The sequence below is a fragment of the Candidatus Rokuibacteriota bacterium genome (assembly GCA_016209385.1).
GTDB lineage: Bacteria > Methylomirabilota > Methylomirabilia > Rokubacteriales > CSP1-6 > JACQWB01.
Map to the genome: position 1 here is coordinate 1 of JACQWB010000308.1, position 21156 is coordinate 21156.

Annotated in this window: 17 protein-coding genes; 1 reads left to right on the forward strand and 16 read right to left on the reverse strand. The window is 67.9% G+C overall.

All coding sequences use genetic code 11. From position 1 onward, the window contains the following. The 7 genes from HY726_23155 to HY726_23185 form a co-directional block, all read right to left on the reverse strand. On the reverse strand, positions 1-380 hold a 380-nt coding region (locus HY726_23155; GenBank protein MBI4611900.1), incomplete at its 3' end, for a phenylacetate-CoA oxygenase subunit PaaI. Next, entirely contained in the window at positions 377-736 is a 360-nt protein-coding gene (locus HY726_23160) for a hypothetical protein (GenBank protein MBI4611901.1), read from the reverse strand. The genes HY726_23160 and HY726_23155, both read right to left, overlap by 4 nt. A gap of 1 nt (position 737) precedes the next feature. Then, complete coding sequence (locus tag HY726_23165) at positions 738-998, reverse strand: hypothetical protein (protein ID MBI4611902.1); 261 nt, start codon at positions 996-998, stop codon at positions 738-740. Further along, positions 995-2146, reverse strand: coding sequence for a glycosyltransferase (locus HY726_23170; protein ID MBI4611903.1), 1152 nt, complete (start codon positions 2144-2146; stop codon positions 995-997). Before HY726_23170 ends, HY726_23165 begins: the two co-directional genes overlap by 4 nt. A gap of 7 nt (positions 2147-2153) precedes the next feature. After that, the gene (locus tag HY726_23175) at positions 2154-2657 is read right to left on the reverse strand and encodes a bifunctional nuclease family protein (GenBank protein ID MBI4611904.1); all 504 of its coding nucleotides are present in this window, start codon (positions 2655-2657) and stop codon (positions 2154-2156) included. A 15-nt stretch (positions 2658-2672) separates the two neighbouring features. After that, the gene (gene miaB, locus HY726_23180) at positions 2673-3986 is read right to left on the reverse strand and encodes a tRNA (N6-isopentenyl adenosine(37)-C2)-methylthiotransferase MiaB (GenBank protein MBI4611905.1); all 1314 of its coding nucleotides are present in this window, start codon (positions 3984-3986) and stop codon (positions 2673-2675) included. Between the two features lie 189 nt (positions 3987-4175). Continuing rightward, positions 4176-5642 carry a fructose 1,6-bisphosphatase gene (locus tag HY726_23185; GenBank protein ID MBI4611906.1) on the reverse strand — a complete coding sequence of 489 codons (1467 nt, stop codon included), beginning with the start codon at positions 5640-5642 and terminating at the stop codon, positions 4176-4178. Positions 5643-5740: 98 nt separating this feature from the next. Here HY726_23185 and HY726_23190 point away from each other — a divergent pair, with 98 nt between their 5' ends. After that, positions 5741-6745 (forward strand): hypothetical protein, encoded by a 1005-nt coding sequence (locus HY726_23190; protein ID MBI4611907.1) that lies wholly within the window; start codon positions 5741-5743, stop codon positions 6743-6745. Between the two features lie 133 nt (positions 6746-6878). On the opposite strand, the gene HY726_23195 is transcribed toward HY726_23190, so the two are convergent. From HY726_23195 to HY726_23235, 9 genes are all read right to left on the reverse strand, one after another. Beyond that, positions 6879-7832 carry an acetyl-CoA carboxylase carboxyltransferase subunit alpha gene (locus tag HY726_23195; protein ID MBI4611908.1) on the reverse strand — a complete coding sequence of 318 codons (954 nt, stop codon included), beginning with the start codon at positions 7830-7832 and terminating at the stop codon, positions 6879-6881. After that, positions 7816-12600 (reverse strand): DNA polymerase III subunit alpha, encoded by a 4785-nt coding sequence (gene dnaE / locus HY726_23200; protein ID MBI4611909.1) that lies wholly within the window; start codon positions 12598-12600, stop codon positions 7816-7818. Before dnaE ends, HY726_23195 begins: the two co-directional genes overlap by 17 nt. A 7-nt stretch (positions 12601-12607) precedes the next feature. Next, entirely contained in the window at positions 12608-13522 is a 915-nt protein-coding gene (locus tag HY726_23205; GenBank protein MBI4611910.1) for a cobalamin-binding protein, read from the reverse strand. A gap of 12 nt (positions 13523-13534) precedes the next feature. Further along, a complete protein-coding gene (locus HY726_23210; protein MBI4611911.1) occupies positions 13535-13750 on the reverse strand; it encodes a hypothetical protein in 216 nt (71 codons plus the stop codon). Positions 13751-13752: 2 nt separating this feature from the next. Further along, entirely contained in the window at positions 13753-15294 is a 1542-nt protein-coding gene (gene guaA, locus HY726_23215; protein ID MBI4611912.1) for a glutamine-hydrolyzing GMP synthase, read from the reverse strand. 153 nt (positions 15295-15447) lie between these two features. Further along, complete coding sequence (locus HY726_23220; GenBank protein ID MBI4611913.1) at positions 15448-16608, reverse strand: GuaB3 family IMP dehydrogenase-related protein; 1161 nt, start codon at positions 16606-16608, stop codon at positions 15448-15450. A 123-nt stretch (positions 16609-16731) separates the two neighbouring features. After that, positions 16732-17508 (reverse strand): type III pantothenate kinase, encoded by a 777-nt coding sequence (locus tag HY726_23225; protein MBI4611914.1) that lies wholly within the window; start codon positions 17506-17508, stop codon positions 16732-16734. Between the two features lie 173 nt (positions 17509-17681). Further along, the gene (locus HY726_23230) at positions 17682-18491 is read right to left on the reverse strand and encodes a biotin--[acetyl-CoA-carboxylase] ligase (protein ID MBI4611915.1); all 810 of its coding nucleotides are present in this window, start codon (positions 18489-18491) and stop codon (positions 17682-17684) included. Then, positions 18454-21150, reverse strand: a complete 2697-nt coding sequence (locus HY726_23235; GenBank protein ID MBI4611916.1) for a valine--tRNA ligase — start codon at positions 21148-21150, stop codon at positions 18454-18456. The genes HY726_23230 and HY726_23235 overlap by 38 nt, the downstream gene beginning before the upstream one ends. Positions 21151-21156: the final 6 nt, after the last annotated feature.

A 21156-nucleotide genomic window follows, 5' to 3' on the forward strand; every position in this document is an offset into this window, starting at 1 on the left:
ATGTTGACCCGCTTGTCCGAGGTGATCCGGGCCGTGCCGATGTCGGCGTCCGCGGCGATCCGCATGGTGAAGACCTCGTCGTGGGCGCCGACGTGCGACGCGACGTCGAAGTCCAGGTCGGCCAGGAGCCCGTACATCACCGTGGCGTGGCGGACCTCGTCCTTCACGATCTGGGCCACCACGTGCTTCTCCTCCACGGTCGGCGCCTTGGTGATCCACGGCACATACCCGTAGGCCCCCGCCAGCTCCGAGTCTGCCTGCATCGTCATCAGGTGGATCAGGTTCTCGCGGTACTCGTCCGTCATCTCGCTGACCGATTCGATCCGCTCCCCTGCCCGGATCCTGACGAGCATGCGTTCTTCACGCGCTGTGTCGCTCATCCCGTACTCCTCTGCCGTTCGGCCCATCGCGGTTCGGCCCCCGCGCGCGAGCGCGGCGGCGGGACGACGAAAAGCTCGCTCACGACGGCGTGGGAGCGTACCCCCACCGCCTCGCGCTGGATCATGAGGTAGCGCCGCGCCGTCAGGGCCTGGACCCTGAGCGCCTCGTACCGCCGCTCGGCGTCCGCCACGCGGTCCCGGGATCCCGAGGCTTCCAGGCGCTGGAGCTCGGCGGCCAGCGCATCCAGCTCTCTGAGCAGGCGCTCGATTCGCTCGCCCGCCCGACCCAGGGCCTCGGCCTTTTCGCGGGCGATCTCGCGGTTCGTCCTCACGAGGGACTCTTGGCGCCGGTTCATCTCAGCGGATCTCGACCGCCTTCACCAACCACTGCTGCCGCTCGAGGAACCGGGCCACCGTCTCCAGCAGCCGCGGATCCACCGCCAGGTCCAGGCTGATCTGGTGGGGCCGGATGTGTCGGACCTCCGGATACGAGACCAGGACGCGCCGGAGCAGCCGCACGCGTGCGTCATCGCCCAGGAGGCCTTTCCCGTCCGGCGGGCCCCACCCCGGTTGAAAGCTCACGGAGATGCCGCGGGACTTGGCGGCAACCGGGGTCACGACCGGGGTCCCTCCAGGAGCCGCGCGTACAGCCTCGACACCCGGAGCGCCTGTGCGTCGGCGTCGAACTGCCGGTGCGCCAGGTCGCGCGCCCGCGCCCCCATCGCCTCTCGCCGGGCCGGGTCGAGGAGGAGCCCGATCGCGGCTTCGGCCAGCGCTGCGGGATCAGCCTTGATCAGAAGCCCGGTCTCGCCGTCCGCGACGACCTCCTGCATCCCCGGTGCCGCCACCGCGACGGCCGGCAGCCCGCAGGCGGCCGCCTCGGCAAGTACGAGTCCCTGGGTCTCGGTCCGCGAGGCGAACCAGAAGAGGTCGGCCGCCCGGTAGTAGTCGGGGAGGCTCTCCCTCGGCTTCACGCCGACGAAGCTCACGCGGTCCCGTACGGTCGTGGCCTCGGTCCGCGCGCGCAGCTCCCCCGCGTGGCTCCCCTGCCCCACGAGGAGCAGGCGCGCGCGCGGCAGCACTTCTGCCACGATCTCGAAGGCGTCCAGGAGCAGCTCCACGCTCTTCTCCCGGTCGAGACGGCCCACGTACAGGAGGACCGGATCGTCAGGCAGGAGGCCGCGCGCCGCACGCGCCCGGGAGCGATCGCCGGGCACGAACAACCGGAGGGGCACACCCGTCGGCACGACCTGGATGGGGACCGTCACGCCACGTTCGCGGAGGGCGTCACGGACCGCCCGCGACGGCGCGAGCACGAGGTCCGATCGCCCGGCGAAGCGCGTGCTGCACCGCATCGCCGCACACTCGACCAGGCTGCGTCGGAGCGGGACGTAGTGGGCGTACTTCTCGTAGTGGGTGTGGTACGTGAACACCAGGGGCCTGCCCGCGCGGCGCGCCAGGCGGCGCGCCGTGCCCCCCAGCAGGAAGGGGTGCTGCGCGTGAAAGATGTCGAGCTGTAGCGCCTCGATCTGTCGGCAGAGCCGGTGCGACCACGGCACGGGCAGCGAGAAGTCGGGATAGGTGGGAGCCGGAAACGACGGGAAGCGGAGAACCCCAGCGGGATCGCCGGAGGCGCCGGCGAACTGGGGGGCGAAGACCCAGACGTGGTGGCCGAGCGCCGTGAGACCGTCCGCCAGAGTCTGGACCGAGCTCGTCACCCCTCCCCGCATGGGGAGGTAATTGTTCGTGAAGATCCCGATCCGCACCGACGTCCTACATCTTGTTGAACTTGCCGAAGTCTTCCGGCTTCAGGTTCTCCAGCCACTCCTTCAGCTTCTCGCGGTCGTCGGGATTGACTGCCTCCGCCTCCTTCACCACCTCGACGCTCTTGGCTTTCCGCACGACTTCCTCCTCGACGTAGATGGGGGCCCCGACCCGCAGGGCCAGGGCGATGGCGTCGGACGGGCGCGAGTCCACGGTGAGCTCGGATTTCCCGAGCTGGAGGTGGATCGCGGCGAAGAAGGTGTTGTCCCGGAGATCGTTGACCACGACCTTCAGCACCCGGACCTCCAGCGCCTCCAGGATGCTCTTGATCAGGTCGTGGGTCATCGGGCGAGGCGTCGTGATCTTCTCGAGCTCCAGGGCGATGGCGTTGGCTTCGAAGATCCCCACCCAGATGGGGAGTGACCGCTTTTCCTCCTCGTCCCGCAGGATGATGATGGGCATGTTCGACAGCGGGTCGAGGGCGAGCCCGCGGACTTTCATCTCAACAAACATAACCGGTCCTCCCCCTCACACCAACTCACCCCGGAGACTGTGGGGCATGGCCTGCGTGATCGTGACCCGCACCAGCTCACCGTACCGGTTGCGGCCCTGACCGTCGAAGTTCACCACCCGATTGCAGCGCGTCCGCCCGGAGAGCTCTCGGGGGTTCTTCTTCGAAACCCCGTCCACGAGGACCTCCAGCGTTCTGCCCTCCAGCGCCAGGTTCCGTTCGATGGCGACACGATTGGCGACCTGGAGGAGGCGCGTCAGCCGTTCGGCCTTGACCGCATCCGGCACCTGGTCCGTAAACCCCGCCGCCGGCGTCCGGGGGCGCGGCGAGTAGCGGAACGCGAAGAGGCTGTCGTACCCCACGGTCTCCACCATTTCGACCGTAGCCGCCAAGTCTTCCTCCTCCTCACCCGGGAAACCGACGATGAGGTCCGTCGAGAGGGCGATCCCCGGAACCGTCTCCTTCAGCTCGGCGATCAGCTCGAGGTACCGGGCCCGCGTGTACCCACGGTTCATCCGCTGGAGGATCCGGTCTGACCCGGACTGGAGCGGCAGGTGCAGGTACTCGCACACCTTTGGGACGTCCGCCATGGCGCGGATCAGCCGCGACGTGAGATTGACCGGGTTGGAGGTCACGAAGCGGATCCGCTCGATACCGGGAACCTCGTTCACCTGCTCGAGGAGCGCGGCCAGGTCCGTCGCCGGCAGGAGGTCTTTGCCGTAAGCGTTCACGTTCTGCCCCAGGAGCGTCACCTCGCGATAGCCCTGGTCGGCGAGGCCGCGGATCTCGGCGAGGATGGACTCCGCCGGGTGGCTCCGCTCGCGCCCGCGCGTGTACGGCACGACGCAGAACGTGCAGAACTTGTCGCACCCCTCCATGACGGTGACGAACGCCTTCAGGCGGTCGGTCGGCTGGGACCTGGCCGTGATCTTGACGAGCGGTGCCTCTCCGGTTTCCAGCACCGGGCGGCGTTCGCGCTTGACCCGCTCGACGAGCTCGCCGACGCGGGAAATCGCCGGGGACCCGAAGACCAGGTCAACGACGGGCGCACGCTCCATGATCGCCGTCTGGCGAAGCTGGGCCATGCAGCCCATGACGCCGATGATCAGGTCCGGGTTCTTCAGCTTGAGCGGCTTGAGCTGGCCGAGCTTGGAAAAGACCTTCTCTTCGGCCTTCTCACGGATGGCGCAGGTGTTCAACAGGATGAGATCAGCCTCCTCCTCGTGGTCGGTCAAATCGTAGTCGCGCACGGCTTTCAGGAGGCCGGCCACACGCTCCGAGTCGTACTCGTTCATCTGGCAGCCGTAGGTGATGAGGTGGAGCTTGGCCATGAGGAAAAATCGAAACCGCCTGTAATTGTAGAAGTTACCTTACCATCGCGAGGTGGGGTTGTCAACAAACCGGCGGCCTGGCGCGGCCCTCGGGGGGTAACTCGCCCACGCTGACGCCCGTGTTCCCGCCGCTCGACGTACGCCCAAGCGTGCCGAGCGGTCGGCGGGGCCGTGCGGGCGGACGGTGGACTACTTGGCCAGCGCCTTCGCGCGCGTGCCGCGACCGTTCCAGACCAGCGGGGGCTTGACCTCGAACCGCTTCTCGAGGCGGGCCCGACGTTCCTTCCAGCCTTCCTGGTACTCGAGCTCGTCCTCGTGGAGCGTCGCCGGCTGCTTGATGCCGTGGGCGGTCCTGAACTGGACGGCTAGCTCCGACGCGCGCTGCCGGACGTAGTCCCAGGGTGTACCCAGCGCGAACTGATCGGACACGGCGCCGATGCGCCCGGTGTGAATGTTCACCGACAGCGTGACGGCCGAGAGAATGGGCCCGGACCAGTAAGACGTCTGCCAGTTGATCGGCACCGGAAGCACGTGCAGGTTGTGGCTGCCCCGACAGTCGCCGGCCACCATGGGACACGCGGCCCAGGGCGACGTGATCTCACCCGGCGCCGGCCAGTCCCCCTGGGCAAAGGCCAGGAGCACCGGGTCGTCCTTGCCGCCGTAGGTGAAGCCCTTCTTGGTCTTGATGTTGTGCAGGCGCTCCGCGGAGCAGATGTAGCCGAGCTGGGCTTGCCCGCCCTTCTCGTCTCGACTCCAGATCCGGGCGACGACGAACCGGGAGGACCGGCAGAGCCCCTCGATGTCGAAGAGATCCTCGGGCGAGCGCAGCGTGATGACACGCTCCTGGAGGCCCTTGGCCAGCTCCTCCATCTTGCCGTCGAGGGCCTTCTGGTCGCGCGGGTGCGCGCCCGCCTCGATCGCCTGCGCTTTCGTGTCGAGGTCCACGATTTCCATGACGTAGCCGCGTTTCATGCTCGAGGAGGCGATCACGAGCCCGGAGTTGAAGCGGGGCAGCAGGTAGGCGCCGGTGGCGTAGTAGTTGAACGCCATCGGCTCGGTCTTGTCGGCAAAGGAGACCAGCACCGTCTGGGATGGGTTCTCAGGCCGGAGGGGCAAGGGGAGCGCGACCGTTGCGGGGCCGGCCCCGCGGAGGTTCCCGGTGAAGGCGTCGGCGATCAGGTCCTGCCCGGGGCCGTACAGCCCGAGCTCCCGCGCCTTGTCGGCGCCTTCGGTCAGGGCATCCCACAGCAGCTCGTCGATCACGGACATCGGCACGTTCTCCGACATGATCCCGGTGATGCCTACGTCGTCTCCCGTGTGCGTCACCATCAGCGAGCTGAAGATCGGTTCGCCCTGGAACGCGTTGTTTTCCAGGACAAACCGGGTGACCACCGACTTGACTTCGTCCGCGGCCACGACGTGCCCGCCCACACCACCCACGTCGCACTTCGTCGCCTTGACGAACCGCTGGATCAGCTCCGGCTTCCTGGCGAACACGTACGACTTGTACGAGAAAATGTTGGGCGTGTTCGTCAGGGGGATCTTGTCGGCCGTGGTCTGCGGGAGCCCTTCCAGGTTGTCCTTGGACTGGTGGTAGGCTGCCAGCGGAACCCGCCCCTTGCCGTTCCCGGGCCCGTACCTCTTCTGGTTCGGCATGCGTGGCCTCCTCGGCAAAATGTGTTGGCAATTACCAGCTTAGGGCGGTAGAATTATTCGTGTCAAGCAAAAAATCCTACGATCTGAAAGTAATTTCAATGGCGGGAGAGCTGGCGAGCCGGCAGGAACTGCGGGAGATGGTGCAATGCCTGGAGCTGTACTATCGCCAGCAAAAGCACCAAAAGGAGATCGCGAGCGCGCTCGGACTGTCCTCCTCGAAGGTGTCACGGCTCCTGAAGCGGGCCTTCACGGAGGGGCTGATCCGGGTCGAGCTGGACTTGCCGCAGAACCCCCGGCTCGAGGCGGCCCTGGTCCAGCGCTTCGGGGTCCGCGACGCCGTCGTCGTCCCGACGGGCGGTGAGCACGATGTCAAGGAGGAGCTCGGGGCAGCGGCGGCCCGGTACTTCGAGAAGGTGGCGGCCAACGGCATCTCGGTGGGGCTCTCGTGCGGTTTCACGCTCTACCACACGATCCGCCACCTGCGCGAGCGGAAGTTCCGCGACCTGCGGCTCTACCCGCTTTCGGGCGAGTGCACGCTGAAGCTCGTGGACCTCTTCCCGAACACCCTGGTGGGGATGATGGCCGCGAAGTACCGTCCGCACGTGAGCGCGTACGCGCTCCCCGTTCAGCTGGTCGGGCCTCTCCGCGAGATCGAGGCCGAGCGCCGGCGGTTGCTCAAGAACGCGGAGATCCGGCGGATCTACGCGCAGGCGCAGGACGTCCAGATCGCCCTGGTCGGGATCGGGATGATCGGCGAGGACACGCCGGGGTTCTGCTCGCTGGCCGAGTCCTACGGGGTCAGCGTCAAGAAGCTTCGGGCGCTGGGCGTCGTGGGGGAGATCAACTACCAGCCCTTCGACAGCCGGGGCGACGTGTTCGACCGCCGGGAGCTGAGGGGTCTGACCCGGCGCGTGCTGGCGGTGTCGGCGGAACGGCTCCGCGAGATGTCCCGGGTCTTCGGCAGGTATGTCATCGCCGTCGCGGGCGGGCGGCCGAAGCTCGCCGCGATCCAGGGAGCACTCCGGGGCCACTTCATGAATGTCCTGATCACCGACGAGGACACGGCCCTGAGGCTCATCGAGGGGCGCCACCCCGCGGCGTAGGAGCGTGTCGGAGTAATACCCTTCGAGCGCGGGCTTCGCCCGCGCAACCGATTCCTGGGGGAGGCCTCGGAGGGGGCCGTCGAGGCCCCCTCCGATTGCCGTAGCCCGCTCCGTCCCGGCGTGGCCGGGCCTTCTACACCGCTTCCTCGACGACTCCCATCCGCCTGAACTTCTCCTGCCGCTGCCGGACCAGCTCCTCGGGCGGCTTTGAGCGAAGCCCCCAGAGCTGATCTTTGAGGGCCTGCTTCACGGCGGCGGCAGTCGCTTCCCAGTTCCGGTGCGCGCCACCGACGGGCTCCGGCACGATCCCGTCGATGACCCCGAGCCGCAGCAGGTCCGGAGCGCTGAGCCGGAGGAGCTCCGCGGCTTCCGGAGCCCGGGAGGCATCCCCCCACAGGATCGCCGCACACCCTTCCGGCGAGATCACCGAGTAGATCGCGTACTCGAGCATCAGCACGCGGTCGCCGAGCGCGACGGCAAGCGCGCCCCCGCTCCCCCCCTCACCCGTCACCACGCAGACGATCGGGGTCCGGAGCGCGGCCATTTCCGCAAGGTTCCGCGCGATCGCCTGGGCCTGGCCGCGCTCTTCGGCGCCGACCCCGGGAAACGCGCCCGGCGTGTCGACGAACGTGAAGACCGGCTTCGCGAACTTTTCGGCGAGCTTCATCAGCCGCAGCGCCTTCCGGTACCCCTCGGGATGCGGCATCCCGAAGTTCCGCGCGAGGTTCTCACGCGTATCCCGCCCCTTCTGGTGCCCGAGGACGACCAGCGACTCGCCTTCGAACCGCGCGAGCCCCCCAACGATGGCCTTGTCGTCGCCGTACAGCCGGTCGCCGTGGAGCTCGACGAAGTCGTCCAGGATCAGCTTGAAGAAGTCCAGGGTACGGGGACGCTTGGGGTGGCGGGCGAGCTGTGTCCGTTGCCACGCGGTGAGGTTCGCGTAGATCTTGTGCTGGAGTCGGGCGAGGCGCTCCTCGAGGCGCAGGATCTCGTCGCGCGCCGCAAGCGGGTCCTGGCCGGCCCGGAGCTCCGCGATCCGGGTCTCCAGGTCCAGAATCGGCTTCTCGAAGTCAACGTCCGCGCGCATGCTCGACGAGGAGACTCCCCGGCCCCAGCAGGGCTTCCACCTTCGTCGTTAGCTCCGGGACGGGGTCCACAGATAGCTCCCGGGCCAGGATCACTACCTCCTGCTCGGGAAGGAGCAGGTGCAGAAACAGCGGCACGCTCCCGCGATGCTCGGCGCAACAGGCCCTGATCTGCTCCAGGAGCGTGTCGGCATCCCCCCGGACGCGAACGCGGATCCGGCACGCGCGAGGCAACGGGCCGGGATCGAACGGATCCGGCGGGCTCACCGCCGGCACGCGCTCCTCCACGAGGGGGCGGATGTCTTCCGCCAGCACGACCCGTCCCCGCTCGGTCTCGTCCACCCGTCCCCTGACCAGAATCGGCTCCCGCGAGCGGAGGAGCGGCGCCGCGGTGCGGAACGGACCCGGGAACACCGTCAGCTCGACGCTTCCCTCCAGATCCTCCAGCGTCGCGAAGGCCATCCGCTCGCCGCTCTTGGTCGGGATCTCCTTGAGCGCGGTGACGTGGCCGAAGAGCACGATCCGCGAGCCGGGACTGCGCCCTTCCAGCTCACCGATCGAGGTGACACCGACGCGTTCGGCCAGAACCTTGAATCGGGTCAGCGGGTGACCGGAGAGGTAGAATCCGAGCACCTCCTTCTCGTAGGCCAAGAGCTGGTCGCTCTCCCACTCGGGGACCGAGTCTGGGGTTTCCGATTCCGGAGGTGGCGGGCGCAGCGACGGGGCTGAGGGTGCCGGACCGCGCTCCCCGTCGCGCATCAGATCAAACAGCGAGGTCTGCCCCTGCTGACGGTCGCGCTGGTGGCGCTGCCCGGCCTCGATGGCCTCGTCCAGGGAGGCGAGCAGCTCGGCGCGGGGCATGCCGAGCGAGTCGAAGGTGCCAGCCTTGATCAGGCTCTCGATCACGCGCCGGTTCACGAGGCGCAGGTCGACCCGGCTGCAGAAGTCCGCCAGCGACGCGAACGGGCCGCGCTCCTCGCGCGTCTTCAGGATCGAGGCGATCGCGGCTTCGCCCACGTTCTTGATGGCGGCCAGGCCGAACCGGATCGCCGTCCTGACCACGCTGAACTGGATGCCCGAGGAGTTCACGTCGGGCGGCAGCACCTGAATTCCCATCGCCCGGCACTCGTCGATGTACGTGACGATCTTGTCCGTGTCGCCCGTCTCGGAGGTAAGCAGGGCTGCCATGAACTCGACCGGGTAGTTCGCCTTGAGATAGGCGGTCTGGTACGCAACCATCGCGTACGCCGCACCGTGCGAGTTGTGGACGACAACACCATTGGCAATGAAGCTCTTTGCCCCCGGCACCTCGAAGTCATAGGTCGGCTCGGAGCCTTCCAGGGTGAACGCTTTGGGTCTGGACCAGCCGACGGAGGATCGTGACAGCGCGTCGAGCTGGGGCGACTCGAGCCGCTCGGCTAGGTACTCGAGCGTGTCCCGACGAATCCCCAGTTTCCTCCGGTCGGCAAAGAGCAATCCGTATGCGAGCCCGAGGTCCCGACAGCCTGCCTTGAGGCTTGGATACCGTTTCAGGATCGCTTCTCGGAGCTGTGGCCGGTAGAGTTCGGCCGGGATAATGTCCACGCTCCCGCGCGCGAGCAGCCTCCGCATACCTGCGTAGGAGTCCACGAGCTTGGCGAGCGCCGTCCGCTTTTTCCCAACCAGGCTCGGACCCACGAGTGTTTGGAACCGCCGGTACGCGGATCGGCCCCCGAGCAGGTTGACCGTGTACCCGACCCGCCGCCCGCCACGGTAGGAGAACACCTTCCGGTGAATCGTCGACGACAGACCGAGCTTGAGGAGGAGGCGGCGGACATCCTGTGCGAGCCCTTCGGATGATGTGGCGTAAAAGATGGATCGCGTGCCGGGGTGGATGCACCCATCGCCCTGGAACAGCTTCCCGACAAGCACCGCGATGACGTCCTGACTCCACCGGTCTACCAGCGGCGGGACCCGCTTCGTCAGCGCCCTCTTGCCCTGCAATCCGCACTCATGGAAGAGGAACTCCACGGCTCCGGACGGACGCTTTGGATTAATTCGCACGGGACGGACCGATCGGGTGCTCCGGTCGGCACGAGCCTCGACCCGGGGGGAGGTATTCGGGAAGGCGGAGAGGATCGCCTCCATGTCCCCGATCTCGTCCGGGTCCTTGGAGTAGAGGTAGAAATGGCCTTCGTAGCCCAGGCTCCCCTCCGCAAGGGCGTAGCCGAGCAGGGCCGGGAGGTGTGACGGGACCCGCTGGCTCCCACAGGGGAGCTCGCGCACCACCGCCACGAAATCGCGCGCGGTGAGGTCCTCCGTGCTCACCCATCCGCGCTGGGTGAAGAGCGGATGATCGGCGGTGCAGCGCAGCGTCATGCCGTTGGCAAGCCTGAGGCGGCCGACCCGTCTGGTTCCGCTCGGCCTGACGCCGGACGCACGGAACGGCCCGTCCTTTGTCAGGACAACGTCTCCTGCTCGGACCTCGGTGATCGGCTTCAGCGTGCCGTCGGCCATCTCGATCAGGACGTCGGCGGTGACGCACTTGTTGAAGCCGTAGCCGGCGAACTTTTCCATCATGTCCCAGATCTTCTCGGCCTTCTTCTCCAGGACGCCATGCGCCTTGCATCCCTCAACAAACTTACGCCGCTGTTGGACCATGAGCTCTCGGTCCTTCTTCCCCATGGCGCGGCGGAGCGTGTCGGCCTCGCCCATCGTGAAGCCGGCCATCTCCGAAGCGATCTGCATCACCTGCTCCTGGTAGAGCATGATCCCGTACGTCTCGCGCAGGTACTTCTCCATCAGCGGGTGCTCGTAGGCGATCTTCGAGCGCCCGTGCCGCCGGTTGATGAACTCCGGGATCAGCTCCATGGGGCCCGGCCGGTAGAGAGAGACGATGGCGATCAGGTCTTCCAGGCGCTCGGGCTTGAGGCCCCGCAGGATGTCGCGCATCCCCGGGGACTCGAGCTGGAACACGCCGAAGGTCTTGGCCTCGGAGAGCAGCTGGTAGGTCTTCGTGTCGTCCAAAGGAATCGCATCCGGGTCGAAGGAGAGCCCCCGGGTGGCGGCGACCAGCTTCGCGGTGTTCGCGATCACGGTGAGGGTCCGCAGCCCGAGGAAGTCCATCTTCAGGAGGCCGATCCTCTCGATCGCCTCCATGGCGTAGCCGGTCACGATCTCGTTCTTCTTGGGATCCTTGTAGAGCGGGATGTGCTCGACCAGGGGCTCGTCCGAGATCACCACGCCCGCCGCGTGGGTCGAGGCGTGGCGGGTACACCCCTCGAGCGCCCTGGCGACCTCCCAGAGCTCGGCTACCTCGGGTTGGCTCCGCACCAGCTCCGCCAGGGCCGGCGACTTGGAGAGCGCCTCCTCCAGGGTGATATTGAGCTGGTTGGGCACCAGCTTGGCGATCCGGTCGACCTCGTTGTAGGCTATCCCGAGCGCGCGGCCGACGTCACGGATCACGGCTTTGGCCCCGAGCGTCCCGAAGGTGATGATCTGGGCCACGTTCTCCCTGCCGTATCGGGTGGCGACGTACTCGATCACCTCGTCCCGGCGGTCGTCGGAAAAGTCGATGTCCATATCGGGCATCGAGACGCGCTCGGGGTTCAGGAAGCGCTCGAAGAGGAGACCGTAACGCGTCGGATCGATGCTGGTGATCCCGAGGGAGTACGCCGTGACCGAGCCGGCCGAGGAGCCGCGTCCCGGCCCGACCGCGATGCCCCGGGACTTCGCGAAGCGGATGAAGTCCCACACGACCAGGAAGTAGCCGGCGAAGCCCATCTTCTCGATGACCGCGAGCTCGTGCTTCAGCCGATCCGCGACCGCGTCCGGTGGTGAGGCCCCGTACCGGCGGCGGAGCCCCTCCCAGGCCAGCTGCTCCAGGTAGCTCTCGGCCGAGTGCCCCGCCGGAACCTGATAGCGGGGTAGGTGGAACTGGTCGAAGGCCAGCTCGAGGTTGCAGCGCTCGGCGACAGCCAGGCTGTTCCGGTAGGCCTCCGGCACTTCCGTGAACACCTGGCGCATCTCTTCGGCGGCCTTCAGGTAGAAGTGCTCGGAGGAGAAGCGCCACCGGTTCGGATCCCGGACGGTCGTTCCGGTCTGAATGCAGAGGAGCACCTCGTGGGCCCGCGCGTGGCCAGCTTCGAGGTAGTGGGAGTCGTTGGTCCCGACGACGGGAGCACCGATCGCCCGGCCGATCCTCAGCGTCCCCTCGGTCACCCTCGGCTGCTCGGGGAGGCCGTGGGACTGGACCTCCATGAAGTAGTAGTCCTTCCCGAAGACCTCCTGGTGCCACCCGGCGACTTCGCGAGCCTTCCGCTCCTCGCCCTGCGAGAGCAGGCGCGAGACCTCCGAGTTCAAGCACCCGGACAGGGCGACGAGCCCGTGGGCGTGCTGGGCGAGGAGCTCCCGATCCACGCGCGGCTTGTAGTAGAAGCCTTCGAGGTATGCCTTCGAGACAAGCTTGATCAGGTTCTGATAGCCCTGACGGTTCCGGGCGAGGACCGTCAGGTGGTTAGCGCCTTCGTACTGACCGTCCACGTTGGCCCGCCCGAACCGGCTGCCCGGGGCGACGTAGAGCTCGGCGCCGATGATGGGCTTGATCCCGGCCTTCTGGCACGCCAGATAGAAATCGATGGCGCCGAAGAGGTTACCGTGGTCGGTCAGGGCCAGCGCGGGGAAGCGGAGCTCCCGCGCCCGCGCGACCAGCGCGTCCAGGCGGCTGGCGCCGTCGAGGAGGCTGTACTCGGAGTGCACATGGAGGTGGACGAAATCCGCGTGCTCCCGCATAGGCGCCTCAGGCGATCGGGACCACGGCGTCCTCGGGTGGCTTCGCCGGAAACAGCTCTGGATGGATCAGGTGGGCCAGGTACTCCAGGCCTTCAACGAGCCGCGGCCCGGATCGGTTGTAGTAGGCGTGACCGTTCACCGCGTACGCGCGCCCAGCCTTCACCGCCGGGACATCGCCCCAGCCGGGACGCCCGGTGACGAGGTCGAGCTCCTTCAGCGTCCGGGGAATGTCGAAGCCGCACGGCATCAGGACCAGCACCTCGGGCTGCGCCGCCAGCACCAGCTCCCAGGTAATCTTTCGCGAGGGTTCGCCCCGAGCCGCCAGCACATCCCGCCCCCCGGCGAGTTCCACCAACTCGGGCACCCAGTGGCCCGCCGTGTAGACCGGGTCGAGCCATTCGAGACAGGCCACGCCGGGCAGCGTCACCGCTTCCTTGGCCCGCTCGGCGATCGTTTCGATCCGGTGGCGGAGTCCGGACACGAGCGCCCTCGCCCGCTCTGCGACGCCAGCCGCCACCGCCACACGCTGGATATCCCGAAGCATATCGCCGAGAAATCGCGGGTCCAATGCGAGGATCTCGGGCTTTTTCGGAAACTGCTGGATCGCGAGGCTAACGTCACGATAGCCCACCGCGCAGACATCGCACAACTCCTGGGTCAGGATCAGGTCCGGATCTGCCGCCCGGAGCCCTTCGACATCCAGCTCGTATATGCTCCGGCCCTCACGCACTCGCCGGGCGATGAGCGTGTCGATCTCCGGACTTCCGAGGGACTTGGGCTCGAGGCACGGGCGAGTCAAGACCGGCTTCCCGACGATGTCGGGCGGGAAGTCGCACTCGTGGCTGATCCCTGCCAGCTGCTCGGTTAACCCCAAGGCCGCCGCGATCTCGCTGGCGCTCGGCAAGAGGGAGACGATGCGCATCACGCGTTCCAGCTAAGCACGGCCAGGTTCGCGCGACAGCAATTCCTTGAGCAAGGCCCGAGTCTTTTCCTCCTCCTGGATGACCAGCCCCGCGACCGCGCGAGTCATCCGCGAGATCTCGCCCGCGGCCCTGAGCCCCCGGACGGCTAGGATCACGAGCGTGATGAGGCCGGCGAGTTGCACGAGGCCGTTCACCACGACGATCCAGGTCAGCCCGTCAAGTGTCATTGCTACTCCCACTCGATCGTGCTCGGGGGCTTGGAGGAGACGTCGAAGACGACGCGGTTCACCCCCTTCACCTCGTTGATGATGCGGTTGGAGATCTTGCCCAGCAGATCGTACGGGAGCCGCGCCCAGTCTGCCGTCATCGCGTCCTGGCTCATGACGGCCCGCAGCGCGATAACCTGCGCGTAAGTCCGGAAATCGCCCATCACCCCCACCGTCTTCACCGGGAGGAGGACCGCGAAGGCCTGCCAGAGCTCCCGTTCGAGGCCGGCCCGACGCACCTCCTCCTGGACGATCGCATCGGCCTCCCTGAGCAGCCCCAGACGTTCCTCGGTGACGTCGCCCAGCACGCGGATCGCGAGCCCGGGTCCCGGAAACGGCTGGCGCCACACGATCTCGGGCGGCAACCCCAGGAGCTCTCCCACCTGCCGGACCTCGTCCTTGAACAGCTCGCGGAGGGGTTCCAGGAGCTTGAACTTCATCCGCGTGGGAAGCCCGCCCACGTTGTGGTGGGTCTTGATCGTGGCCGATGGCCCCTTCGCCGACACCGATTCGATCACGTCGGGGTAGAGGGTTCCCTGGGCGAGCCAGGGGATGTCGCCCAGCTTCCGCGCCTCTTCCTCGAACACCGCGATGAACTCGGCGCCGATCCGCTTCCGCTTGAGCTCTGGATCGACGACCCCGTTGAGCTGGTCGAGAAAGCGCTTGGAGGCGTCCACGTGGACGAGGTTCATCTTGAAGTGGTCCTGGAAGGTGTGCAGCACGCTTGCGGCCTCGCCCTTCCGCAGGAGCCCGTTGTCAACGAAGATGCAGGTGAGCCGGTCGCCGATGGCCTTGTGGACGAGCACCGCGACGACGGACGAGTCCACGCCGCCCGACAGAGCGCAGAGGACCTGTTCGTCGCCCACCTTCCTCCTGATCTCGGGGATGACCGCATCGACGAACGACGCCATCGACCAGGTCGGGTTGGCCTCGCAGAACGCGAGAAAGTTCTGGAGGATCGTCCGCCCCTGCCGCGTGTGGACCACCTCCGGGTGGAACTGGACAGCGTACAGGCGCCGCCGCGGGTCCGCCATGGCCGCGACCGGGCAGTTCTCGGTCGAGGCCAGGGAGACGAATCCCCTGGGCGGACGCATCACCGTGTCCCCGTGGCTCATCCAGACGATGATGGACGTCCCGCGCTCGGGCCTGACCCCGTCGAGGAGCCCCTGGCTCCCCAGGAGCTTCAGGTCCGCCCGGCCGTACTCCCGGCGATCGGCGGGGACGACGTGGCCGCCCAGGAGGTAGGCCATGGCCTGCATCCCGTAGCAGATGCCGAGGACCGGCAGGTCGAGCTCGAACAACCGCCGTGGAGGAAGCGGCGCCCCTTCCTCGTAGACGCTGGACGGCCCGCCCGAGAGGATGATCCCCTTGTACTCCCCGGTCAGGAGCGCCTCCACCGGGTGGGTCGGCGGGAGGATCTCCGAGTAAACGGAGAGCTCACGGATGCGGCGCGCGATGAGCTGAGTGTACTGGGACCCGAAGTCGACAATCGCGATCTTGTCCACGACGAACCCTGGAGCGGGTCAGGCGCTCACGGTCGAGGCACCGGGCACCCGGCCTGCGTCCTTGCCCTCTCACATTCTCTCCGGGGCGCCGCCGACCCCGGTCCCCTCACCCCCACGCGCGGGCGAGGTTCCGCGCTCAACTCGTTCCGCGCGTCAGCGCGGCGTTCCCAGCTTCTGGGCGCGCTGGAAGATCTTCCCTTCGGTCTTGATCGCCGGCGCGATGATCAGCTCGGTGAGCTGGAGCTCGCGGATGGTCCGGGCCCCCACCGAGCCCATGCAGGTCCGGATCGCGCCGACCAGGTTCATCGTCCCATCATCGGTGAAGGCCGGACCAAAGAGGATCTGCTCGAGGAGCCCCACCACGCCGACACGGATCCGGGTGCCGCGGGGGAGATTCTGGTGAGGTGTGGCCATGCCCCAGTGGTACCCGCGGCCCGGCGCCTCCTCGGCCCGGGCGAACGCCGAACCGATCATGACAGCATCAGCCCCGGCAGCGAGAGCCTTGCAGATGTCGCCGCCGGTGGTCATCCCGCCGTCGGTGATGATCGGGACGTACCGCCCCCTCTGCTTGAGGTAAAAATCCCGGGCGGCCGCCGAGTCGGCCGTGGCCGTCACCTGCGGAACGCCGAGTCCCAGGACCTCGCGGCTCGTGCAGGCCGCGCCCGGCCCGACGCCGATGAGGAGCGCATCCACGCCGCACTCCATGAGCTCGAGGCACGCCTCGTAGGTGACCACATTCCCCACGATGAGGGGGATCGAGAGGTTCTTCTTCAGCTTCCGGAAGTCGAGGGGCGTGTACTCGGTGGCGATGTGGCGCGCCGTGGTCACCGTCGACTGGACGACGAAGATGTCGGCCCCGGCTTCCTCCGCGATCTTGGCGAAACGCTCGGCGCGCTGCGGGATCGACGAGACCGCCGCCGGCCCCCCGCCCTTCTTGATCTCGGTGATCCCCTTGTGGATCAGCTCCTCCTTGATGGGCTCGCCGTAGATCGACTGGATGATCTTCGTGGCCTCTTCGAGGCTCGCCGACACGATCCGGTCGAGCACCGCCTCGGGGTCCTCGTAGCGCGCGAAGATGCCTTCCAGGTTCAGCACCGCCAGGCCGCCGAGCCGTCCCATCTCCACCGCCAGCCGCGGCCCAACCACGCCATCCATGGCCGCGGCGATGATCGGGATCTCGAAGCGCCGCCCGCAGATGTCCCAGGAGATGTCCACCTCGTTGGGGTTGACGGTCACCGTTCCCGGAACCAGGGAAATGTCATCGAAGCCATAGGCGACCCGCGCCTTTCGCCCCCGGCCGACCCACATGCCCATCTGCGCGTCTCCTTATCCCTCGTCGGGACGAGGCCCTGTATCTAGGCCACAGTTCGCAGGACCATACAATATTTGGGGTAGTATAGCGACGCAGGCCGGCACTGTCAAGCGTCCGGCCTCCGGCTAGCTCCGGCTCCGGGCCTGCTCGTAGATGATCCTGATCCCCTCCAGTGCCAGGTCGGCGTTCACCTGCTGGATCGTCCGCGCGACCTCCTGGATCAGTCCGGCCAGCCCGCCGGTCGCGACGACCGTTGCGGGCCCGCCCAGCTCGGCCCGCATCCGCTCCACCAGCCCGTCCACCAGCCCCGCGTACCCGTAGATGATCCCCGACTGGATGTTGGTGATCGTGTTCCGGCCGATCGCGTCCTTGGGGCGGACCAGCTCCACCCGGAAGAGGCGCGCCGCCTTCGAGATCAGCGCCTCGGAGGCGACGACGATCCCCGGAGCGATCGCCCCGCCGACGAACTCGCCGCGCGCGTTCACGCAGTCGAAGGTGGTGGCGGTGCCGAAGTCGATCACGATGAGCGGCGCGGGGCCGTAGAGCTCGAGGGCGCCGACCGCGTCCACGACGCGATCGGGGCCGACCTCGGCCGGGTTCTCGACCCGGAGCGGCATCGCGACGTTGACGCCCGGCTCCACGCTGAACGGGAGGAACCCGAAGTACTTCTCGCACATCCATTCGAGGGTCTGCTGGACGGGCGGGACGACGTTGGAGATCGCCACGGCGCTGATCTGGCGCGGCTCGAGTGCGCGGCCCTGCAACAGGGTCTGGATGAAGACCCCGTACTCGTCGGCGGTCTGTTCGCGCCGGCTCGTCAGACGCCAGGAGACGCACAGGCGCCGGCCCTCGAAAACCCCGACGACCGTGTTCGTGTTGCCGACGTTCATGACGAGCAGCATTGGCTCTCCTCCTCTAGATCGTCGGAGGGGGGCTTTGCCCCCCTTCCGATGCCTCCCCCCGGGAGGGGTCGCGCGGGCCGGGTACCCATGCCGGAGGCATGGGTGCGCGCTCGGAGCGCTTCGCTCCGGAGCGCGAGAACACGCGGGCGGGAGAGGCCTTTTTCAGCATCCTGTTAGCGGAGCTCGCCGGCGACGAGCCTCACACGGGTCCCCTCCCGCGTGCGCACGATCAGCGCGCCATCCGCGTCCAGGTCCTCGGCGACGCCCGTCACGCCGGCCGTGCTGACCGGCTGCCCCAGCGTGAGGGAAGCCCGGCACCAGCCCGCGCGCACGGGCGCGAAGCCCTCCCGAAGGTAGCGCGCGTACCACCGGTCCAGGGATCCGAGAAGCGCCTCCAGGATGGCTTCCCGGTCCAGCATCAGCCTGGCCTCGAGGGCCAGGGAGGTGACGCGGGGAGCCAGGTCGGCGGGAAACTCGGTCTGGTTCACGTTGATCCCGAGGCCGAGAGTCACATGCTCGACGCGCTCACCCGCCGTGACGGCCTCGGCGAGAATCCCGCCCAGTTTCCGCTCGCCGACCTGGAGGTCGTTTGGCCAGCGGATCCCGACTGCGACGCCCGTCGCCAGCGTGAGCGCCTCGGCGGCCGCCACCACCGCGAGAAGGGAGAGCTGGGGGACTCGTGCCGGCGGAATCTCGGGGCGCAGCAGAACCGAGACCAGGAGGTTGGCTCCGGGCGCATCGAGCCACTGCCGGCCGTGACGACCCCGCCCCCGGGTCTGATGGTCGGCCACGACGACCGTCCCCTCTGGAGCCCCGGCTTCGGCCAGGCGGCGAAGCTCGTCCTGGGTCGAGGTGGCGGCCTGAAACGCATGGAAGGCGCGCCCCAGCCGGCCGATGGGCAGGCGCGCGGCAAGTCCGGGGAAGAGCCGGCCGGAAGACGGCGCGTCAGCCAGCGTGCTTAGCGGCGTCGAGGCGTCCGACACTCTCGAGCAACTTGTCGCGGAGCGTTCGCTGCGCGGTCAGGCGGGTCGTCTCCCGCTCGACCACCTCCGCCGGAGCTCGCTCGCGAAACTCACGCCGGTCGAGCTTGGCCTCCAGGAAGCGGACCTCGTCCTCGGCCTTCCTGATCTCTTTCTGCAGACGCTGGCGCTCGGCAGTGAGGTCCACGAGCCCGGCCAGGGGGACGAAGCACTCTACCGGTCCCACGATGGCGAGAGCAGAGGCCGCCGGCCGGCTGGCCGCCGGGTCGACCGTCGCCTCGCAGCGTGCCAGGGCCTCGACCAGCGGGACCAGCGGGGTCAGGCGATCCGTCGCCTCCCGGCTGGCGGGCCGCAGGAGGACGCGGAGCGTGGTGGCGGGCTGAATCCGCATCTCGGCCCGAATGTTTCTGACCGCGGTGACGATCGCCATGAAGAGGTCCATCTCGCTCTCGGCATCGGGGTCCTCAGCCTTGCGCGAGGCCCTGGGGAACGCTGCCACCATGATCGAGTCCACCGCCCCGCGGCCCGCCGAGACCGGGCCGGCACCCGCGCTCCGCGTGCGGGCCCCTGCGCTCTGCGCAGGGAGCCGCTGCCAGATCTCCTCGGTGAGGAACGGCATGAACGGGTGCAGCAGCCGGAGCGTCGTCTCGAGCACCTCCACGCAGGTCCGCTGGGTGCGGGCGCGTGCGGCCAGGTCCGGCGACCGGTAGAGCGGGAGCTTGGCACACTCCAGGTACCAGTCGCAGTACTCGTGCCAGAGGAACTGGTAGACCGCGCTCGCAGCGTCGTTGAACCGGTAGGCGCCCACGGCTTTGCGAACGGCGCCGATCGTGCGCGCCAGGCGGCTCAGGATCCAGCGCTCTGCCAGCGTGGGCTCCGCCTTTCGGGCAAGCCGCGGCTCGTACCCCTCCAGGTTGGCGAGGACGAAGCGCGCGGCGTTCCAGAGCTTGTTGGCAAAGTTCCGGTAGCCCTCGATCCGCTCCTCGGCCAGGCGGATGTCACGCCCCTGGGCGGCCAGCGCCGCCAGGGTGAAGCGGAAGGCGTCGGTGCCGTACCGGTCCATCACCTCCAGCGGGTCGATCACGTTCCCGCGGGACTTGGACATCTTCTTCCCCTCGGGGTCGCGCAACAGGGCGTGGATGTAGACATCCCGGAACGGCACCTCACCCGTGAACTTGAGCCCCATCATGATCATGCGGGCGACCCAGAAGAACAGGATGTCGAAGCCCGTCACGAGGCAGGAGGTGGGGTAGAACGTCTTCAGCTCGGGAGTGTCCGCCGGCCAGCCGAGCGTCGAGAAGGGCCAGAGCGCCGAGGAGAACCAGGTGTCGAGGACATCGGTGTCCTGGCGGAGCGGGCCGCGGCAGTCCGGACACGCGGTGAGGTCAACGCGCGAGACGTGCGTGGCTCGGCAGCGATCGCAGTACCAGACCGGCAGGCGATGGCCCCACCAGAGCTGGCGCGACACGCACCAGTCCCGGATGTTCTCCATCCACTGGAAGTACGTCTTGCGCCACTGGCGGGGGACGATCTTGATCTTCCCGGCCCGGACCGCCTTGATCGCCGGCTCCGCCAGCGGCTTCATCCGCACGTACCACTGGGTCGAGACCAGCGGCTCCACTACAGTCTTGCAGCGGTAGCAGAGCCCGATGCTGTGGCGGTAGGGCTCCACCTTCTCGATGAGGCCCAGCGCCCGCATGTCCTCCACGATGCGCTTCCGGCACTCGAAGCGGTCCAGCCCCGCGTACTTGCCCGCGCGCTCGTTCATCCGGGCGTCGAAGCCGATGACCTGTCGGACCTCGAGGCCGTGCCGCTTGCCGATCTCGAAGTCGGCCGGGTCGTGGGCCGGGGTTACCTTCACGACGCCGGTGCCAAACTTCGGGTCTACGGCAGCGTCGGCCACCACCCTCATGGTGATCTCGCCCTCAACGGAGCGAACCGTCAGGGTCTGACCCACGTAGCGCGCGTAGCGCCGGTCTTTCGGGTGGACCGCCAGGGCAGTGTCGCCGAGCTTGGTCTCGGGACGGACCGTCGCGAGCGTCAGCGACCCGTACTTGATGTAGTACAGCTCGGCGTCGCGCTCCTCGTGCTCGACCTCCAGGTCCGAGAGCACGGTCTGGCAGCGGGGGCACCAGTTCACGATGTAGTCGCCGCGGTAGACGAGCCCCTCCTCCCACAGCCTGACGAAGACCTCGCGCACCGCCGCGGACAGGCCGGGGTCCATCGTGAAACGCTCGCGCGCCCAGTCGCACGAGGAACCGAGCCGCTTGAGCTGGCGGATGATGGTCCCGCCCGAAGCCTCCTTCCACTGCCAGACGCGCCGGATAAAGGCCTCGCGCCCGAGGTCGTCCTTCGTTTTGCCCTCCTCGGCGAGCTGGCGCTCCACCACCACCTGCGTCGCGATCCCCGCGTGATCGGTCCCGGGCATCCAGAGGGTGTTGAAGCCGTCCATGCGCTTCCAGCGGATCAGGATGTCCTGGAGGGTGTTGTCGAGCGCGTGGCCCAAGTGGAGGGAGCCGGTGACATTGGGGGGCGGTATCACGATGCAGTACGGCTTTTTCGGGGAGGCCGGGTCAGCCCTGAAGTAGCCGCGCTCCTCCCAGGCGCGATACCATCGCTCCTCCACCTGGGAGGGATCGTAGCGATCAGGGATCTGGCTCATCGGGGG

Bases quoted from the DNA above. Each gene is read 5' to 3' on its own strand.
- HY726_23160 (MBI4611901.1), bottom strand. From the start codon at position 736: ATGAACCGGCGCCAAGAGTCCCTCGTGAGGACGAACCGCGAGATCGCC.
- HY726_23175 (MBI4611904.1), bottom strand. From the start codon at position 2,657: ATGTTTGTTGAGATGAAAGTCCGCGGGCTCGCCCTCGACCCGCTGTCG.
- miaB (MBI4611905.1), bottom strand. From the start codon at position 3,986: ATGGCCAAGCTCCACCTCATCACCTACGGCTGCCAGATGAACGAGTAC.
- HY726_23185 (MBI4611906.1), bottom strand. From the start codon at position 5,642: ATGCCGAACCAGAAGAGGTACGGGCCCGGGAACGGCAAGGGGCGGGTT.
- HY726_23190 (MBI4611907.1), top strand. From the start codon at position 5,741: ATGGCGGGAGAGCTGGCGAGCCGGCAGGAACTGCGGGAGATGGTGCAA.
- HY726_23195 (MBI4611908.1), bottom strand. From the start codon at position 7,832: ATGCGCGCGGACGTTGACTTCGAGAAGCCGATTCTGGACCTGGAGACC.
- dnaE (MBI4611909.1), bottom strand. From the start codon at position 12,600: ATGCGGGAGCACGCGGATTTCGTCCACCTCCATGTGCACTCCGAGTAC.
- HY726_23205 (MBI4611910.1), bottom strand. From the start codon at position 13,522: ATGCGCATCGTCTCCCTCTTGCCGAGCGCCAGCGAGATCGCGGCGGCC.
- HY726_23210 (MBI4611911.1), bottom strand. From the start codon at position 13,750: ATGACACTTGACGGGCTGACCTGGATCGTCGTGGTGAACGGCCTCGTG.
- HY726_23220 (MBI4611913.1), bottom strand. From the start codon at position 16,608: ATGGGCATGTGGGTCGGCCGGGGGCGAAAGGCGCGGGTCGCCTATGGC.
- HY726_23225 (MBI4611914.1), bottom strand. From the start codon at position 17,508: ATGCTGCTCGTCATGAACGTCGGCAACACGAACACGGTCGTCGGGGTT.
- HY726_23235 (MBI4611916.1), bottom strand. From the start codon at position 21,150: ATGAGCCAGATCCCTGATCGCTACGATCCCTCCCAGGTGGAGGAGCGA.